This window comes from Bordetella sp. 2513F2 (assembly GCF_054642735.1).
The window spans coordinates 336,309-352,815 of sequence record NZ_CM137755.1; the positions used below are offsets into that span (position 1 = coordinate 336,309).

Annotated in this window: 16 protein-coding genes and 1 tRNA gene; 12 read left to right on the forward strand and 5 right to left on the reverse strand. The window is 66.7% G+C overall.

The window, feature by feature from the left end; translation table 11 throughout:
* Positions 1-45 precede the first annotated feature (45 nt).
* Positions 46-1,572: a 3-hydroxyacyl-CoA dehydrogenase gene (locus tag ACYBYQ_RS01580; protein WP_459616649.1), complete on the forward strand. Its 1,527-nt coding sequence runs from the start codon at positions 46-48 to the stop codon at positions 1,570-1,572.
* 191 nt (positions 1,573-1,763) lie between these two features.
* Here the strand turns inward: ACYBYQ_RS01580 and ACYBYQ_RS01585 are convergent, their stop codons facing one another.
* Positions 1,764-2,543 (reverse strand): AraC family transcriptional regulator, encoded by a 780-nt coding sequence (locus ACYBYQ_RS01585; protein ID WP_459616650.1) that lies wholly within the window; start codon positions 2,541-2,543, stop codon positions 1,764-1,766.
* A 119-nt stretch (positions 2,544-2,662) separates the two neighbouring features.
* Between ACYBYQ_RS01585 and ACYBYQ_RS01590 the strand changes: the two genes are divergently transcribed.
* Positions 2,663-3,880, forward strand: a complete 1,218-nt coding sequence (locus ACYBYQ_RS01590; protein WP_459616651.1) for an MFS transporter — start codon at positions 2,663-2,665, stop codon at positions 3,878-3,880.
* A 7-nt stretch (positions 3,881-3,887) separates the two neighbouring features.
* On the opposite strand, the gene ACYBYQ_RS01595 is transcribed toward ACYBYQ_RS01590, so the two are convergent.
* On the reverse strand, positions 3,888-4,811 hold the full coding sequence (locus ACYBYQ_RS01595) for a c-type cytochrome (protein WP_459616652.1): 924 nt from the start codon (positions 4,809-4,811) through the stop codon (positions 3,888-3,890).
* Positions 4,812-5,017: 206 nt separating this feature from the next.
* Between ACYBYQ_RS01595 and ACYBYQ_RS01600 the strand changes: the two genes are divergently transcribed.
* Together ACYBYQ_RS01600 and ACYBYQ_RS01605 are read left to right on the forward strand one after the other, a co-directional pair.
* Positions 5,018-5,092 (forward strand) — tRNA-Arg (locus ACYBYQ_RS01600).
* 138 nt (positions 5,093-5,230) lie between these two features.
* Positions 5,231-5,875 carry a tetratricopeptide repeat protein gene (locus ACYBYQ_RS01605; RefSeq protein WP_459616653.1) on the forward strand — a complete coding sequence of 215 codons (645 nt, stop codon included), beginning with the start codon at positions 5,231-5,233 and terminating at the stop codon, positions 5,873-5,875.
* 264 nt (positions 5,876-6,139) lie between these two features.
* On the opposite strand, the gene ACYBYQ_RS01610 is transcribed toward ACYBYQ_RS01605, so the two are convergent.
* Positions 6,140-7,048 (reverse strand): LysR family transcriptional regulator, encoded by a 909-nt coding sequence (locus ACYBYQ_RS01610; protein ID WP_459616654.1) that lies wholly within the window; start codon positions 7,046-7,048, stop codon positions 6,140-6,142.
* Positions 7,049-7,204: 156 nt separating this feature from the next.
* Between ACYBYQ_RS01610 and ACYBYQ_RS01615 the strand changes: the two genes are divergently transcribed.
* The 7 genes from ACYBYQ_RS01615 (at position 7,205) to ACYBYQ_RS01645 (ending at position 13,337) form a co-directional block, all read left to right on the forward strand.
* A complete protein-coding gene (locus ACYBYQ_RS01615; protein WP_459616655.1) occupies positions 7,205-8,305 on the forward strand; it encodes a hypothetical protein in 1,101 nt (366 codons plus the stop codon).
* 13 nt (positions 8,306-8,318) lie between these two features.
* Entirely contained in the window at positions 8,319-8,915 is a 597-nt protein-coding gene (locus tag ACYBYQ_RS01620; RefSeq protein ID WP_231501732.1) for a UGSC family (seleno)protein, read from the forward strand.
* 94 nt (positions 8,916-9,009) lie between these two features.
* The gene (locus ACYBYQ_RS01625) at positions 9,010-10,236 is read left to right on the forward strand and encodes a CaiB/BaiF CoA transferase family protein (RefSeq protein WP_028354610.1); all 1,227 of its coding nucleotides are present in this window, start codon (positions 9,010-9,012) and stop codon (positions 10,234-10,236) included.
* A 53-nt stretch (positions 10,237-10,289) separates the two neighbouring features.
* Positions 10,290-11,270 (forward strand): Bug family tripartite tricarboxylate transporter substrate binding protein, encoded by a 981-nt coding sequence (locus ACYBYQ_RS01630; protein ID WP_028354611.1) that lies wholly within the window; start codon positions 10,290-10,292, stop codon positions 11,268-11,270.
* Between the two features lie 13 nt (positions 11,271-11,283).
* Complete coding sequence (gene trxB / locus ACYBYQ_RS01635; protein WP_459616656.1) at positions 11,284-12,249, forward strand: thioredoxin-disulfide reductase; 966 nt, start codon at positions 11,284-11,286, stop codon at positions 12,247-12,249.
* Positions 12,250-12,594: 345 nt separating this feature from the next.
* The gene (locus ACYBYQ_RS01640; RefSeq protein WP_459616657.1) at positions 12,595-13,188 is read left to right on the forward strand and encodes a fused MFS/spermidine synthase; all 594 of its coding nucleotides are present in this window, start codon (positions 12,595-12,597) and stop codon (positions 13,186-13,188) included.
* Positions 13,185-13,337 carry a hypothetical protein gene (locus tag ACYBYQ_RS01645; protein WP_459616658.1) on the forward strand — a complete coding sequence of 51 codons (153 nt, stop codon included), beginning with the start codon at positions 13,185-13,187 and terminating at the stop codon, positions 13,335-13,337. Before ACYBYQ_RS01640 ends, ACYBYQ_RS01645 begins: the two co-directional genes overlap by 4 nt.
* 55 nt (positions 13,338-13,392) lie before the next feature.
* Here ACYBYQ_RS01645 and ACYBYQ_RS01650 read toward each other — a convergent pair whose 3' ends face one another.
* Together ACYBYQ_RS01650 and ACYBYQ_RS01655 are read right to left on the reverse strand one after the other, a co-directional pair.
* A complete protein-coding gene (locus ACYBYQ_RS01650) occupies positions 13,393-14,223 on the reverse strand; it encodes a class I SAM-dependent methyltransferase (RefSeq protein WP_459616659.1) in 831 nt (276 codons plus the stop codon).
* 93 nt (positions 14,224-14,316) lie between these two features.
* On the reverse strand, positions 14,317-14,940 hold the full coding sequence (locus tag ACYBYQ_RS01655) for an FMN-binding negative transcriptional regulator (protein ID WP_459616660.1): 624 nt from the start codon (positions 14,938-14,940) through the stop codon (positions 14,317-14,319).
* Positions 14,941-15,023: 83 nt separating this feature from the next.
* Here ACYBYQ_RS01655 and pdxR point away from each other — a divergent pair, with 83 nt between their 5' ends.
* Entirely contained in the window at positions 15,024-16,505 is a 1,482-nt protein-coding gene (gene pdxR / locus ACYBYQ_RS01660) for a MocR-like pyridoxine biosynthesis transcription factor PdxR (protein WP_459616661.1), read from the forward strand.
* Positions 16,506-16,507 lie beyond the last annotated feature (2 nt).

Consider the following 16,507-nt stretch of genomic DNA (forward strand, 5'->3'; position numbering starts at 1 on the left):
GCCGGCTGCGCCGCTTCATTCCATCAGAACCAGGCAGGAGGACAGATGAAAGACATCCAGACCCTAGGCGTCGTAGGCGCCGGTGCGATGGGCCGCGGCATCGCGCAGATCGCTGCGCAGGCCGGCCTGACGGTGCGCCTGTACGACACGCGCCCCGAGGCCGTGACGGCGGCCCGTGATTCGCTGCAGCAGATCTGGGACAAGCTGGCGGCCAAGGGCCGGATGAGCGCGGCCGAGATGCAGGCCGCGCTGGCCTGCGTGCAGCCGGCCGACGGGCTCGAGGCGCTGGCCGACTGCCAGCTCGTGATCGAGGCCGTGGTGGAACGGCTGGACGTCAAGCGCGAGCTGTTCACCACGCTGGAGGGCATCGTCGCCGACGACTGCATCCTGGCTTCGAACACCTCCTCGCTGTCCATCACCGCCATCGCCGCCGCCTGCGCGCGCCCGCAGCGGGTGGCCGGCTACCACTTCTTCAATCCGGTGCCGCTGATGAAGGTCGTCGAAGTGATCGACGGGCTGCGCAGCGATCCCGCCGCCGGCGACGCGCTGGTGGCGCTGGCCCGCCGCATGGGCCACACGCCGGTGCGCGCCAAAGACATGCCGGGCTTCATCGTGAACCATGCCGGGCGCGGCATGAACATCGAGGGCCTGCGCACGGCCCAGGAAGGCGTGGCGGCGTTCAGCCAGATCGATGCCATCATGCGCGAGCAGGCCGGTTTCCGCATGGGTCCGTTCGAGCTGCTGGACCTCACCGCGCTGGACGTCTCGCATCCGGTGATGGAGTCCATCTACCGCCAGTTCTACGACGAGCCGCGCTTCCGTCCTTCGCCCATCACCGCGGTGCGCCTGGCCGGCGGCCTGCTCGGCCGCAAGGCGGGGGCGGGGTTCTATGTGTACGAGAACGGCGAGAAGCAGGTGCCCGACGAGGCGCCGGTGCCGGCGGCCCGCCCGGGCCTGTCGGTGTGGGTGAGCCCCGCGCACCCCGAGGGCCATGCGCGCGCCGTGGCGTGCCTGCGGCAGCTCGGCGCCGCGCTGGTCGAAGGCGAGGTGGCGCCGGCGGATGCGCTCCTCATCGTCACGCCGTACGGGCAGGACGTCTCGAGCTGCGTGGCCGAGCATGGCCTGGACGCCGCCCGCACCGTCGGGCTCGACACGCTCCATGGCCTGGAGGCGGAGCGCCGTCGCACGCTGATGGTGTCGCCCGCCACGCAGCCCGCCTGGCGCGACGCCGCGCACGCGCTGCTTGCGGCCGACGGCGCGCGCGTGAGCGTGATCCAGGATTCCGCGGGCTTCGTGGCCCAGCGCATCGTGGCGGCCATCATCAACGTGGCCTGCGACATCGCGCAGCAGCGCATCGCCACGCCGCAGGACATCGATCTCGCCGTGCGGCTGGGCCTGGGCTATCCGGCGGGGCCGCTGGCCATGGGCGATGCCCTGGGCGGCGCGCGCATCCTCGAGATCCTGCGCAACATGCAGCGCGTCACCGGCGACATGCGGTACCGGCCCAGCCCCTGGCTGCAACGGCGGGTGCAGCTGGGGATGTCGCTGCTGGACGACGACGCCAGCCGCTGATCCGGCCGAGGCGTCAGCCTGCCGCAAGGCGAGGGGCGCCGCGCCGGCCACGTCGGTCGGCTCGGGCGCGCCATCCGGCGCCCTCGGCCTTCGGCTTCCCTCCCGCCGGACTGGCCGGCGCGGCGCCCCTCGCCTTGCGGCAGGCCGGCATCTGGCGGCGCGATGCCAGGGCGCGCCGTGTGCCCGCGGGCTCAGCCTGGCCGGAAGAACCGGCTGGGCGGGCAGCCGAACTGCCGGCGGAACATGGCCGTGAAGGCGCTGGGGCTCTCATAGCCCAGGTCCAGCGCCACGTCGATGATGCGCTCGCCCGCGGCCAGGCGCTCCAGGCTGCGCAGCAGCCGCACCTGCTGCCGCCATTGCCCGAAAGTCATGCCCAGTTCGCGGCGGAACAGGCGCTGGATGGTCTTCACGTCCAGGCCCAGCCGTGCCGACCAGTCTCCCAGCGTGGCTGGATCCGCAGGCTCATCCTGCAGCGCGCGGCAGATGCGCTGCAGGCGCGGGTCCGAAGGTTCGGGCAGGTGCAGCGGCAATGCCGGCAGGGCACGCAATTCGTCCAGGATGAGGCGCATCAGCCGTCCGTCGCGCGAATCGGGCCCATAGCTCCACGGAATCTGCGCGGCGTGCCGGATCAGTTCGGACAGCAACGGCTCGACTTCCACCACGGCCACTTCCGCCGGCATGTGCTCTATGGTGTCGGGCAGGATGTAGAGGCTGCGCATGCGCACGGCGCCGACGCATTGCACCGCATGCACGGTGCCGGCGGGCATCCATAGCGCGCGCGTGCTGGGCACGACCCAGCGTCCCTGGCCGGTCATCACCACCATCAGGCCCTGCATCGCATAGACCAGCTGGTGCCGCATGTGGCGATGCGGCGCGATCAGGCTTTGCGGCGGGTAGTCCACCGGCCGGCAGACTACGCCGGCGGCGGCCTGGTCCACGTCCAGGGTGGTCGGCGCAGAAGAAGGGGGCATGTCCGTTTTTCGATGGTTGTTGGGCATATCGCGCAGGAAGGCCCGGCGGGTACAGCCTACCATGGCGCATTTCCGGCCTGGCCGGACACGCCGATCCGCTGTCATCCTCCCCCGCTGCCATGTCCCATACCGCTACAGCCTCCACGCCGGCCATCGCCACGCGTCCGTTCGCCCCGGGCGTCCTGTCGGCGCTCACCGCCTCGCATCTGGTCAACGACATGATGCAGTCGCTCATCCTGGCGCTGTACCCGGTGCTCAAGGGCCAGTTCGCGCTCAGCTTCGCCCAGGTCGGCCTGATCACGCTGACCTACCAGCTTACGGCCTCGCTGTTCCAGCCGCTGGTGGGGCTGCGCACCGACCGCCGGCCCGCGCCCTATTCGCTGCCTGCCGGCATGGCCTGCACGCTGTGCGGCCTGCTCCTGCTGGGCTACGCGCCCACCTTCGGACTGGTGCTGGCCGCGGCGGCGCTGGTGGGCGTGGGCTCGGCGATCTTCCATCCCGAGTCCTCGCGCATCGCACGCCTGGCTTCCGGCGGGCGGCATGGGCTGGCGCAATCCGTCTTCCAGGTGGGCGGCAATGCCGGCACGGCCCTCGGCCCGCTGATCGCCGCGCTCGTCATCGTGCCCAATGGCCGCCACAGCGTGGCGTGGTTCGCCGGCGCCGCACTGGCGGGCATCGTGCTGCTGGCGTGCGTGGGACGCTGGTATGCGCAACACCTGGCTCAGGCCCGCAGCGCCCGCCGCGCGGCCCCGCCTGCGCCGCCCCTGCGCCGCGCCCATGTGGCCGGCGTCATCGGCGTGCTGCTGGTGCTGATCTTCTCCAAGTACTTCTACATCGCCGGGCTCAGCAGCTTCTACACCTTCTATCTGATCCAGCGCTTCGGCGTCTCGGTGCAGGCGGCGCAGATGCACCTGTTCGCCTTCCTGCTGGCATCGGCGGCGGGCACGCTGATCGGCGGCCCCGTGGGCGACCGCATCGGACGCAAGCCGGTGATCTGGGCGTCGATCCTGGGCGTGGCCCCGTTTGCCCTGGCGCTGCCCCACGTCGGCCTGCACGCCTCGGTTGCCCTCACCGTGCTGATCGGCTTCATGCTGTCGTCGGCGTTCTCGGCCATCCTGGTCTACGCGCAGGAACTGATGCCGGGCCGGGTGGGCATGGTGTCCGGCCTGTTCTTCGGCTTCGCGTTCGGGATGGGCGGCCTGGGCGCGGCCGTGCTGGGCCTGCTGGCAGATCACATCGGCATCGTGGGCGTGTACCGCGCGATTGCCTACCTGCCGCTGCTGGGCATCGTGGCGGCCCTGCTGCCGCCCGGGCGACGGGGCGCCCAGGCGTCGTGAGGGCAGCCTACTTGGCCGCGTTCACCATGTATTCGACCGCCGCGCGGATGTCGGCCTCGGACGCCGTGGCGGCGCCGCCCTTGGGCGGCATGGCGCCCTTGCCCTGCATGGCGACCTGCACCATGGCATCCATGCCGGTGGCGATGTAGGGGGCCCAGGCGGCCTTGTCGCCGAACTTCGGCGCGTTGGCCACGCCGGTGCCGTGGCAGGCAAAGCAGGTGCTCTTGTAGAGCTTCTCGCCGGCCGGATTGACGGCGGCCTGCTGCTGCGGGGCCGCAGCCCGGGGCTGCTGCTGTTGTTGTGGCTGCGGCTGTTGCTGGGCTTGCTGCGCGGGAGCGGGGGCAGGAGCGGGTGCGGCGGCAGGCGCTGCCGGCGTGGCGGCCGGGGCCGCCGCAACCTGGGCCTGTCCGCCCTGCTCTTCGGGCGCGGCCGGCTCGGGCAGGTCGCCGCCCGACTGGTTGGCCATGTACACCACGGCGCGGGCCACTTCGTAGTCGGACAAGGCAGGATTGCCGCCCTTGGCCGGCATCGCGCCCTTGCCATGCAGGGCCACCTGCATCATGGATTCGAATCCCGCCTTGATGAACGGCGCCCAGGCCGCCTTGTCGCCCACCTTGGGGGCGCCGGCGACGCCCGCGGCGTGGCAGGACGTACAGACTTGCTGGAACACTTGTTCGCCGGTCTTGAAGACCTTGGGCGCATTGGCATCGACCAGTTCGAAACCGGCCACCGGCGCGATGCGCTTGCTCACCGCCTCGGCGGAGAACGCGTCGGACCCCGCGGCGGGCTTGGTCGCCGTGCTGACGACGTGCACCAGCAGGAGGATGACAACGATGGGAATCAGGAACGCCAGCACGATCGTGACGATCAATTGCTTGGGCGTCTTGATGGGCGACGCATGTTCTTCGTGTTGTGCCTGCTCGTTGCTCATATCCTTTTATCCTGCAAGTCGGGTACCAGGGGCGCCTGACGGCGGCAACAGAACTACAACTTCAGGGACAGGCCTGTCTCCCAGAACTACAAGTGGCCTCCCCTCCACATGTAAACATCTGATTATATACAGGAGCCCCCGGCGCGCTCGCCGTGTTGCGCCGCGCCGGGGCAAAGTCATGAAAGTCCGGTACAATCTATGGCTTCGCGCCCGTAGTTCAATGGATAGAATGAGAGTTTCCGAAGCTCTTGATACAGGTTCGATTCCTGTCGGGCGCGCCAGAAAATCAATGGGTTGCGTGGGCTTCGTGCCCGCGTTGCACCCCAGGCGCGCAGATCTGCGCGCTGTCTTGCGGGCGGCTTCGTAGGCGGCTTCGGAGCCGCTGCCCCCACGCTGCAGCCGCCACCGAAGAGGCCCTTGTGCTCACCCTCGTCAAGGCCCATGCGGGCGCAATGCTGTTGTGCATGGCGGCCTGGGCGCAGGCCGCGCAGGCGCCCGCCGATCCCCCGAAAGCTGAAATCGACGCGCTGGGCCGCGGGTTTGCGGCGCTGGAGGCGGAGAAACCGGATGCCGCCCTGGATGCGTTCCATGGCCTGTCGGCTTCGGCCAATCCGGATATGGCAGCGCTGGCCCTCGAGGGCATGGCGAGTGCCTACAGGCAAAAGCTGGAATTCGCCAAGACGGTCGCAGCATACGAGCAGTCGCTGGCCTTGCCGACGACGATGCCCAGGGACCTGCCGGCGATCCACCGGCAGATCGGCATGGCCGCTGTCCTGGCAGGAAGCTACGACACCGCCGTCAAGCACCTGACGATCTGGAAGAACGCCTGGGCATCCGGCCAGGGCAGCAAGCCTGACGAGCACACGCCGACCGTTCTGCTGTACATGGCGGTTGCGCTTGCCGAGCAACGCCGGTATCCGGAGGCGATGGAAGCCATAGGGCAGTCCGCCGCATTGAAACCCAGGCCAAGCGCCGATGCGGTCCGGGCGGCCATAGATTCCGCGGCGAAATCCGGAAACGCCAGGCCCGGGGCGATCGGGGCCTTGCTGAAGTCCGGGCGCTGAACCGCCCCGGCCCTCTGCAGCGGAACATGGGCCCGTGTTGCCCGGCTGCGCGCCGCATCGTCCTTTCGTCCAGAGCACCGGCATGCGCCGCTCGCTGCATTTCATGTCGCAGGAAATCCAGAGCAGCATGTCGCTGCATCAATCCCGATGCGCTCGAGATCGAGTACACCCCCATGATGATGGGCTCCTGCTCTTCAAGTGATCCCGATTTCGATCAGATTGAACAGTCGTCGAGGACGTCCATCGGGGGGAACCTGGGAGCCATTATCGCCGCCACTCCCGCTCAACTTGCTCTACCATCGCCCCAGCCGCCGGCGTTTGCTCCCTGGCCTTCAAGGTGACCATCCCCAATACCCGACTCACTCTGGGCTTCACCAGCGGTCTGATCACCAACCCCAAACTCAATGCATCCGCCAGCGTTCCCTCTGGCACGATGGCTATTCCCACGCCTTTCGCCACAAACTGCATCATCGTGGTGAACTGCGTCACGGTAATTGTGTGCGCCAGGTTCAACCCTGCCGTTACCGCTGTTGCATCGATCAACCGCCTGGTACGCGAATCGGACGGTAGCGACACCATCTGTTCGTTCTGAACCGCGCTCCAGGGCACCTGCTTGCGCTTTTCCAGCGCATGTCCCTTGGGCAGCACCACATGAAAGTACTGCGTGCTTAATGGTTTTTGCGTGAAGATCGAAGCAATATCGTCCAGGTAGGTCAGTCCGATATCCGCCACCCCTGACCTGACGCTTTCAATGACATTGCCGTGCACGCCTTCGTAGACGTGGATATTCACCCCGGGATGTTCGCGCTTGTAGCGCGCCACGATGGACGGCAGCACCGTGCAGGCTACCGACATCACGGACGCAATCACTACCTGCCCCCGCTGCTCGGTAGACCGCCCTTGTACGGCTTTCAGGTAGATCTGCATATCGTTCAACACCCGTTCGGCTAAGGCGACGAATTCTTTGCCGGCCTCGGTGATTTCCACGCTGCGGGTGGTGCGGTTGAACAGGGTCAGGCCGACCAGGCGTTCCACGCGCTGTACCGTGCGCGTCAGCACGGGTTGGGAGATTTCCAGTGCAATGGCGGCGGCGTTGAAGCTGCCGTAGTCGGCCACGGTTTTAACGGCTAGCAGTTCCTTGGCGCTAAGGTCGAGCTGGTCGGGATGGATCATGGCGGTCACTCGCAAGGCAGATGTCGACGAGCAAGGCAGCGCCTGCCGCATTTCCTATTTATGCTGATTCGACAATTATCATAGTCAATAGATTCCAATGGGAAATAATAAGCGCAATCTCTAAGATCAGCTCATCCCCTTCACGGAGCAGAAGAGATGAGCGCAGCCATGCAGGAAGATCGGGTCGATGCGGGCGTTGACCTGGTGGAGTACTACTACGAAAAGGGCTTTAGCGACGGTCTGCCGGTAGTGCCGCCGACGCAGGAAAAAATCGACGCCGTGGTGCGGGCGTTGGGCGGGGATCCGGAATTCGTTGAATGCAAAGTGGCGCCGCGTTGGGGAGAACTGACGCGCGAGGTGCTGGCCATCAATATGGTGATGGCGGGCTGCAAGCCGGAATACGCGCCGGTGGTGCGGGCGGCCATGCTGGCGTTGACGGATGCGGCATTCAACCTGAATGGCGTACAGGCCACCACGCATGTGGCTTCGCCGCTGATCGTGGTGAATGGGCCGCTGGCGCAGGCGCTGGGCATGAACGGCGGGGCAAATGCGTTTGGGTCGGGCAACCGGGCCAATGCGACGATCGGGCGGGCGGTGCGCCTGGTCATGCTGAATGTGGGCGGCGCCTGGCCGGGAGACTTGGACAAGAGCACGTTGGGGCATCCGGGCAAATACACATATTGCGTGGCCGAGAACGAGGCGCAGAGCCCGCTGGCGCCGTATCACGTGGAACACGGCTATCGGCCGGAAGATTCCACCGTGTTCGCCATTGCGGCCGAGGCGCCGCATAGCGCGACCAACCACGTGTCGAATGATCCGGAAGGTATCCTGGACACGATCTGTTCCGCCATGAGCACGATCGCATCGAATACGGCGGTGCTGGGCGGTCATATGGCGGTGGCGCTGGGACTGGAGCACGCGCGCACGATTGCGCAGCATGGCTGGAACCGGGCGGATATCCGCAATTACATCTTCATGAATCACGGCAATCGGTTCATCGATCTGGCGTACGGCCATCGCTACGGCAAGGTCTACAACCGCAATTTACCCAAGTGGTACAAGCGCCGGGACGACACGCGCATTCCGATTATCCACAGCCCGGACAACATCCATTTGTTTGTGATGGGCGGCGAGGCGGGGCGGTTTTCGGCCGTGATTCCGGGGTGGGGACACATGAGTACGCCGGTGTTGCGGCCGGTGGATGTGGCGGCCGCGCCGGAAGGGCCGGATTGTTCCAGCGGCACTTGCACGCTGTAATCGGGAGACCACGATGTTGATGAAAGCAGAAAATGGCCAGGTCCGCGTCTATGATCCACGCGGCGCGATTCGGTCCGTGGCGCTGCCCACGGCGCCGCGGCGGCAACGTCTGGATGGCTTGCGCCTGGGCGTTCTGGACAACTCCAAATGGAATGCCAACAAACTGTTGCGCGGTTCGATCGAGGCACTGCGCAAAGAGATCGATTTTGCCGCGGTGAATTATTACGTGAAGCACAGCTTCTCGAAGGACGCGGCGCCAGAACTGATCGAACAGATCATCGCCGAGAACGATATTGTGCTGACCGCAATAGGCGATTGCGGCTCGTGCACCTCCGGTTGCTTGCGCGACGCGATTGCGTTGGAGCAGCAGGGTGTGCCGACCGCGGTGATCGTGACGACCGAGTTCGTGAAGGAAACGGTGCTGACGCGCCAGGCGCTGGGTATGCACGAACTGGAGCCCATCATCATTGCGCATCCGGTCAGCTCGATCACGATGGAAGAGGTGGCGCACCGGGTGTCGCAGATTCTGCCGCAGGCGCAGGCAGTTTGGCAGGGTTTGCAAAGCGGTGCGGCACAGGAATACCTGAAATCCCATAGAACGCCCGACTGATTGCCGGGTTGCGGCGGCGGTGCCGCCAGGCTGCGTATGCGGCCTGGCTGGACCGGCGGGTTTATTGACGTAGGTTCATGGGCGGGGGCGGGGCATGGGCGCGCTATCCGGATTGCGGGTGCTGGATCTTTCGCGGGTGCTGGCCGGCCCTTGGTGCGCGCAGACGCTGGCGGACCTGGGGGCCGAGGTGGTCAAGGTGGAACGTACCGGCGCGGGGGACGATACCCGGGCCTGGGGGCCGCCTTGGCACAGTACGCCGTCGGGCGGCGAGCGGGATTCCGCTTACTTTCTCAGCGCGAACCGCAACAAGCAGTCGATCGCGGTGGATTTCTCGCGGCCAGAGGGCGCGGCACTGGTGCGCCAGATGGCGACGCGCTGCGATGTACTGGTCGAGAACTTCAAAGTGGGCAGTCTGGCGCGTTATGGCTTGTCGTACGAAGACCTGGCGCCCTTGAACCCGCGTCTGGTGTATTGCTCGATCACGGGTTTCGGGCAACACGGGCCTTATGCGCAGCGCGCGGGCTACGACTTCCTGATCCAGGGCATGGGCGGGCTGATGAGCATTACCGGCATTCCGGATGGACAGCCGGGCGCGGGCCCGCAGAAGGTGGGCGTGGCGCTGACGGATCTGCTGACAGGAATGTACGCTGCCACGGGCATTCTGGCCGCGGTGATGGAAAGCCGGGCCACCGGGCAGGGGCAGCACCTGGATGTGGCGCTGCTGGATGTACAGATCGCCAGCCTGGCCAACCAGGCCATGAATTATCTGGTGGGCGGCACGGCGCCGGGCCGCTTGGGCAATGCGCATCCCAATATCGTGCCGTACCAGGATTTCCGGACCCGCGATGGCTATCTGATTCTGGCGGTGGGCAATGACCTGCAGTTCCGGCGGTTCTGCCAGGTTTGCGGGCAGGCGGCATGGGCGGACGATCCGCGCTTCGCGACCAACCCCGCGCGCATCGCGCATCGGGATGAGCTCGTGGCCTCGATCGCCGCGGCCATGGTGCGGCACGACACGGCGGACTGGATAGCCAAGCTGGAAGCGGCGGGCGTGCCGTGCGGACCGATCAACACCATCGCCCAGGCGTTCGCGGACGAGCACGTGGTGCAGCGGCAGGCTCAAGTGTCGATTGCATCGGCCCGGAAGGGCCAAGTGCCTTCGGTGGCGAATCCGATCCGGTTGTCGCGCACGCCGGTGGAGTACCGCCATGCGCCGCCGGGGCTGGGACAGGATACCCGGCAGGTGCTGGGAGAGCTGTTGGCCATGACTCCCGGAGATATCGATCGATTGATGGAGCAAGGGGTGGTGGCAGGCAGCTAAGCCCCCTTCAGGCAGGCGCATCACCATAACCATAGCCTTCAAAGGAGCGAGACATGAAAGCCATTCAATTAGCGGCGGGACTGCTGCTGGGCGCGGCGACGGCGGTGCAGGCCGCGCCGGCATCGGCCGCGCCGGTGTATCCCAACAAGCCGATTACCCTGATCGTGCCGTTTCCGGCGGGCGGGCCGACAGATATCGTGGCGCGGGTGGTGGGGCAGAAACTATCCGCAGACCTTGGCCAGACCGTGGTGATCGATAACAAACCGGGAGCCAGCAGCGTAATCGGTGCGGGCCAGGTGGCGCGGGCGCCGGCGGACGGTTATACGCTGCTGCTGAATTATTCGGGGCACGTGATCAACCCATATTTGAAGGCGGATTTGCCTTTCGATCCGCTGAAGGATTTTGTGCCCATTGTGGGACTGGCATCCACGCCGCAGATTCTGGTTGTGTCGCCCAAGATAAAGGCGAAATCGCTGGCGGAGTTGATCCAGCAGGCCAAGACCTCGAAGGAGCCGCTGAGTTTTGCCTCATCCAGCGTGGGCGCGCCGGGACATTTGGCAGGCGAGCTGTTCGGCCAGATGGCCGGCGTGCGGCTCATGCACGTGCCCTACCGGGGTAGTGCGCCGGCGCTGACGGACTTGATAGGCGGGCAGGTGGACATGATGTTCGATAGCGCGCCGTCGTCGATTACCTTCGTGCGCTCCGGCAAGCTGCGCGCGCTGGGCGTGACTTCTACTGACCGTTCGGCTGTCGCGCCGGAGCTGCCCACCTTGAATGAGTCCGGGCTGAAGGGTTTTGCAATTACCACCTGGTATGGCGTGTGGGCGCCCAAAGGCACGCCGGCGGACATCGTGGCCCAGTTGAACCAGGCGTTGAACAAGGTATTGGCCGACCCCGCCGTCAGGGAAAAGCTGCTGCAGGCCGGAGCGGATCCGCTGGGCGGCTCGCAAGAAGGCTTCGCGGCATTTTGCCAGTCGGAATCGGAACGCTACGGCGCCATTGTGAAAGCCGCGCATATACAGCCTCAAGCGTAAAACGGAGAAAGGCGTGAGCAAGCATGCCAAGGTGTTGATTCTGGGTTCCGGGCCGGCGGGCTACAGCGCTGCTATTTACGCGGCGCGCGCCAATCTGCGGCCGGTGTTGATTACCGGCATGGCGCAGGGCGGGCAGCTGATGACGACCACGGATGTGGAGAACTGGCCCGGCCACGGGGCCGGAATCCAGGGGCCGGAACTGATGCAGCACTTGCAGGCGCATGCCGAACGCCTGGATACCGAGATCATCCTGGACCATATCGTCCAGGTCGATGTGTCGCGGCGGCCTTTCTCGCTGATGGGCGATGGCGGGGCCCGTTATACCTGCGATGCGCTGATTATCGCCACCGGCGCGGCGGCACAATACCTGGGCCTGCCATCCGAGCAAGCATTCATGGGGCGCGGCGTGTCGGGCTGCGCGGTGTGCGATGGATTCTTTTATCGCGACCAGGACGTGGTGGTGGTGGGCGGTGGTAATACGGCGGTGGAAGAGGCGCTATACCTGGCGGGGTTATGCCGTAGCGTGACGCTGGTGCATCGGCGCGACAAGTTCCGCGCCGAACCGATTCTGGTGGACCGGCTGATGGCGCAGCAGGCGACCGGCGTGGTGCGGCTGAAGCTATTTTACGAGCTGGACGAAGTGTTGGGCGACGCGTCGGGGGTGACGGGCGTGCGCCTGCGCCAGGTGCAGACGGGAGAGCGGGAAGCCATGGATACGCGTGGCGTGTTCATTGCGATTGGTCACAAGCCGAACACCGCCATCTTCCAGGGACAATTGGCGATGGAGAACGGGTATATCCAGACGCAGGGTGGCGCACTGGGGCTGGCCACGCAAGCTTCAGTGGCCGGCGTGTTTGCCGCGGGCGATGTGCAGGATCATGTATACCGCCAGGCCATTACCAGCGCGGGCACGGGGTGCATGGCGGCGCTGGATGCGCAGCGCTGGCTGGAAAGCCAGGTCGACGTAGCTCAAACGTGAGGTCAAGCTTGCTCCAGCACGCCTGCGAGGCTCGTGCCAGATCTCGAAGTAGATTCGCGGCAGCGGCTGCCGGCGAAGACGCGAGGTGCCGGTTGCGAATGGAAATGACGGGACTTGCCCATTTGTCGATCTATGCATGAGGCCAATCAGGCACATTTCCAACCGTTGGCTGATAGCAGGGCCCCATGCGCCTGTCTGCACTATGGTTTGAGTAGTTCGATCGCGTGAATGCTTGCAGCATGTGCATGGAACGGCGCATGGTGTGGGGCGTCGTTGGTGGCCAGTACGACATGGCTTCTGCCGCAACGCGGTAACCTATCCCTACAAGCCCGTACGCAACTTCCCATGTTCCGCTCCCGACCGCCCGCCGCGCCGCATCGTCCTTTCGTCCAGAGCACCGGCATGCGCCGCTCGCTGCATTTCACGTCGCAGGAAATCCAGAGCAGCATGTCGCTGCTCAATCCCGATGCGCTCGAGATCGAGTACACCCGCATGATGATGGGCTTCCTGCTGTTCAAGCCCATGCCCCAGCACATCCTGATGGTGGGCCTGGGCGGCGGTTCGCTGCCCAAGTTCTGCTATCGCTACCTGCCGCAATCGCGCATCACGGTGGTCGAGATCGACCCTGCCGTGATCGCGCTGCGGGACACCTTCATGGTGCCGCCCGACGGCGAGCGCTTCCAGGTGGTGCAGGCCGATGCCGCGCAGTACATGCGCGAACGCGATGGCGATGCCGACGTGGTGCTGCTCGACGGCTACGTGGCGGGCGGCATTCCGGCGCCGCTGTGCACAGCCGGGTTCTATGCCGATTGCCACCGCGCGCTGCGCGCCGACGGCCTGCTGGTGGGCAACTTCCACGTCAATCATGCCGACCACCATCGCTATCTGGAGCGGCTGCGCACGGTTTTCGGCAATGCCATGTGGTCGACGACGACATGACCAACAGCATCGTGTTCGCCTGCAAGGGCGACCTGCTCGAGGATCCGGCGGCGGCCGAACTCAGGCGCCCGCCCGCCATGGCCAAGGAAGCCTGGCGGCAGCTGCTGCCGACCTTCCAGGTGATCGGCGCCACGCTGGAATTGCGCTAGGGTCCTGCGCGGGCCTGGCGCCGTTGGTGCAGGCCGGGCCAGCCGGCCCGCAAGGCTAGGTTCCTTCCCGCGTCGCTTCCCAGGCGCCCGAGCCGTTGACGGTGCCGTGCATCTTCCCGTTACCGACCTCCCCGGTGTAGCGGTCGGCGCCGATGGAAAACGTGATCCGCGCGCCATCGAGACGGGCATCGCTGATGGGCTGCGCCGAAGCGCCGTCGCCCAGCGAGCCCTCGAGCATCTGGAAGCGCTGCTTCAGTTCCAGTGTCTTGCCGTCCAGCTGCCATCTGCCCTCCACCTTGGCCGGCACGATCCATTTCAGGGCGCGGCAATAGGTGGTGCAGCCTTCGGTGACCTGCGCGGTTTCGTCAGGTTGCCATTCGCCCATGTCGAAAGAGTTGGCGACGATCCGCGTGCCGGGCGGCATGTCCAGCAGGGTGGGGCGCAGCTTGACGTTCAGGCTGGGCAGCAGGAAGAGCGTGACGACGGTTGCGTCGGAGAAGTCGGATTCGAAGATGTCGGCCTGTTCGAACGTGGCGCGGTCCGAGACCCCTTCCGCCTCGGCCTGGCGTTTGGCCAGCGCCACCATGTCGGGGTTGAACTCGATGCCCCGGGCGACGGTGCCGCGCTTGGCCGCGGTGATCACCGTCCTGCCGTCGCCCGAGCCCAGGTCCACGAGGCGGTCCTCGGGCGTGACCTGCGCCATGTCGAGCATGCGGTCGACCAGGGCCTGCGAGGTGGGGACCCAGACCACGTCCTTGCCTGCCTGGCCGATCTCCGGGGTGTAGGTGGGGGTTGCGGATTGGGCATGGGCTTGCGTGCCAGCCATGCTGCCGAGCGCCGCCGTGACGACGGCGGCGGTCAGAAAGCGTCTGGGAAGGGACATCATCGGCGTTCTCCTGGGGACGAGGGGGGACGTGCTCAGGAGAATGTAAGGCGTGTTCGTGAATCTAGCTAGACAGCCTGGCCGGAACGACCCGCCTCAACCCGCCTCGCGCATGGACTGCGCCAGCGTGGTGGCGCCGCGCACTTGCAGCGCGGCGGCTGCGCCCAGGCGGTCGCGCGCTTCCTTGTTCTGGCTCAGCTTGACCTTGCCCACCAACGAGGTGACGGCGATCTCGATGCCCACGATATGGCGCAGCAGCTCGTCGATGAATTCCGGTGCGGAGTCGCCCATCTTCCAGGGCCTGGGTTCCCCCGCCTCATGCCGGCGCGTGAGGCGCGCCACGATGCCGCGCACGAAGCGTTCGTCGTCGCGCACGGTGAGCACCCCGTGGGCGTGCACCACTTCGTAGTTCCAGGTCGGCACCTGGCGATGCGCTTCGTGCTTGCTGGGGTACCAGTTCGGCGAGATATAGCCTTCGGCGCCGCGGAACACGACCATCACCGGCGTGCCGGTGGGGCAGCGCTGCCATACCGGATTGGCACGCGCCACGTGGGCCGAAAGCAGGCCGTGCGTTCCCGTGCCGGGATCGAACTCGAACGGGATGTGGTCGGCGTCCAGGCCGGATTCGCCGTGGGTGACCAGCATGCCGAGCGGATGCGCCTCGATGATGCGGTGCAGTGCCTCGGGCCGGGTTTCGGCAAAGTGCGCGGGAACGTACATGGCGGATGTGCAGGCAGGGTGGGGGTGCCGCCACTATTGCGTAAAACAGGCACAATTAGAAGGTCCAGTTTCGGGATTTTCATATGGTCCAGTTGGCTGCCGGACAGGGTCGCGGCCCCACCGGCGCAGGGCGGCGGGTCTATGAGCTGCTGCGCGCGCAGATCGCCGACGGCACGTTGCCGCCCGGCGCAGCGGCGCCCTCCACGCGCGCGCTGGCCGCCGAGCTGGCCATATCCCGCACCACCGTGACTTCGGTCTACGAGCAGCTTGCGGCCGAGGGTTTTCTCGTCACGTCTCCGGGGCGCGCGGCGCGCGTGGCAAGCCCGTTCGCGACGCCGGCGCCGCTTCCGGCGGGCAGGCCGCGGCGGCTGCGCGCCGCATTGCCTTTGTCGGCCTATGGCCGGCGGCTGGCGCAAGCCGGCATGCCGCAGGCCCTGGCCACGGCCACGGACATGCCTGCCATCGACTTCCGCTACGGCTCCGTGGCCCTGCGCGACTTTCCCGCGCAAGTCTGGCGACGCGCGTACCAGGCCGAACTGCAGCGCCAGGAGCACAGCCTGGGCTATGCCGCGCCCGAGGGCGATGCAGCGCTGCGCCGGGCGCTGCAGGGCTATCTGAGGCGGGCCCGCGGCCTGGCGTGCGACGCGGAGCAGATCCTGATCGTGCAGGGCTCGCAGCAGGCCATCGACCTGTGCGCCCGCCTGCTGCTGGATGCGGACGACGGGTTCGTCTTCGAGGAGCCCGGCTATGTGATGGCCCGGCGCTGCTTCGAGGCCACCGGCGCCACGCTGCATGCCATCCCCGTGGACGAGCAGGGCCTGGACACGGCCCGGCTGCCCGGCGATGACCGGGTCCGCCTCGCCTACGTGACGCCGTCGCACCAGTTCCCGCTCGGCGGAGTGCTGCCCATAGGCCGGAGGGTGGAGTTGCTGCAGTGGGCCAGCCGCCGCGACGCCTGGATCGTCGAAGACGACTACGACGGCGAGTTCCGCTATGGCCAGCGCCCCATCGACGCGCTGCAGTCCATCGACGCCGACGGCCGCGTCATCTACGTCGGCACTTTCTCCAAGGCGCTGTCGCCGCAGCTGCGGCTGGGCTACCTGGTCCTGCCCGCGGAGCTGGTGCCGGTGTTCCGGCAGGCCAAGCGCCTGGCCGACCGCCATGCTCCCGTGCTGGAGCAGCGCGTGCTGGCCTCGCTGATGGAAAGCGGCGCCTATGAGCGGCACGTGCGGCGCGTCCGCCGGGAGAACGAGCGACGGCGCAGCGCGCTGCTCGATGCCGTCGCCCGCTACCTGCCGGACGGCGCGCAGATCGTGGGCACGGCAGCCGGGCTGCATGCGGTGCTGTGGCTGCCCGGCCTGCGGCCGGAAGACGAGGACGGTTTCGTGGCGGCCGCCCACAGGATGGGCGTGGGCGTCTACCCCCTGTCGCCGCTGTTCGCTCGGTCCGGCCGGCCTGCCTTGTTCCGCCGGGCGGGCCTGATACTGGGGTATGCCAGCCTCACGCAGGAAGACATCCGGAAAGGGGTGCGCGCGCTGGGTGCGATCCGGATGCGCGCGGCGTAGCG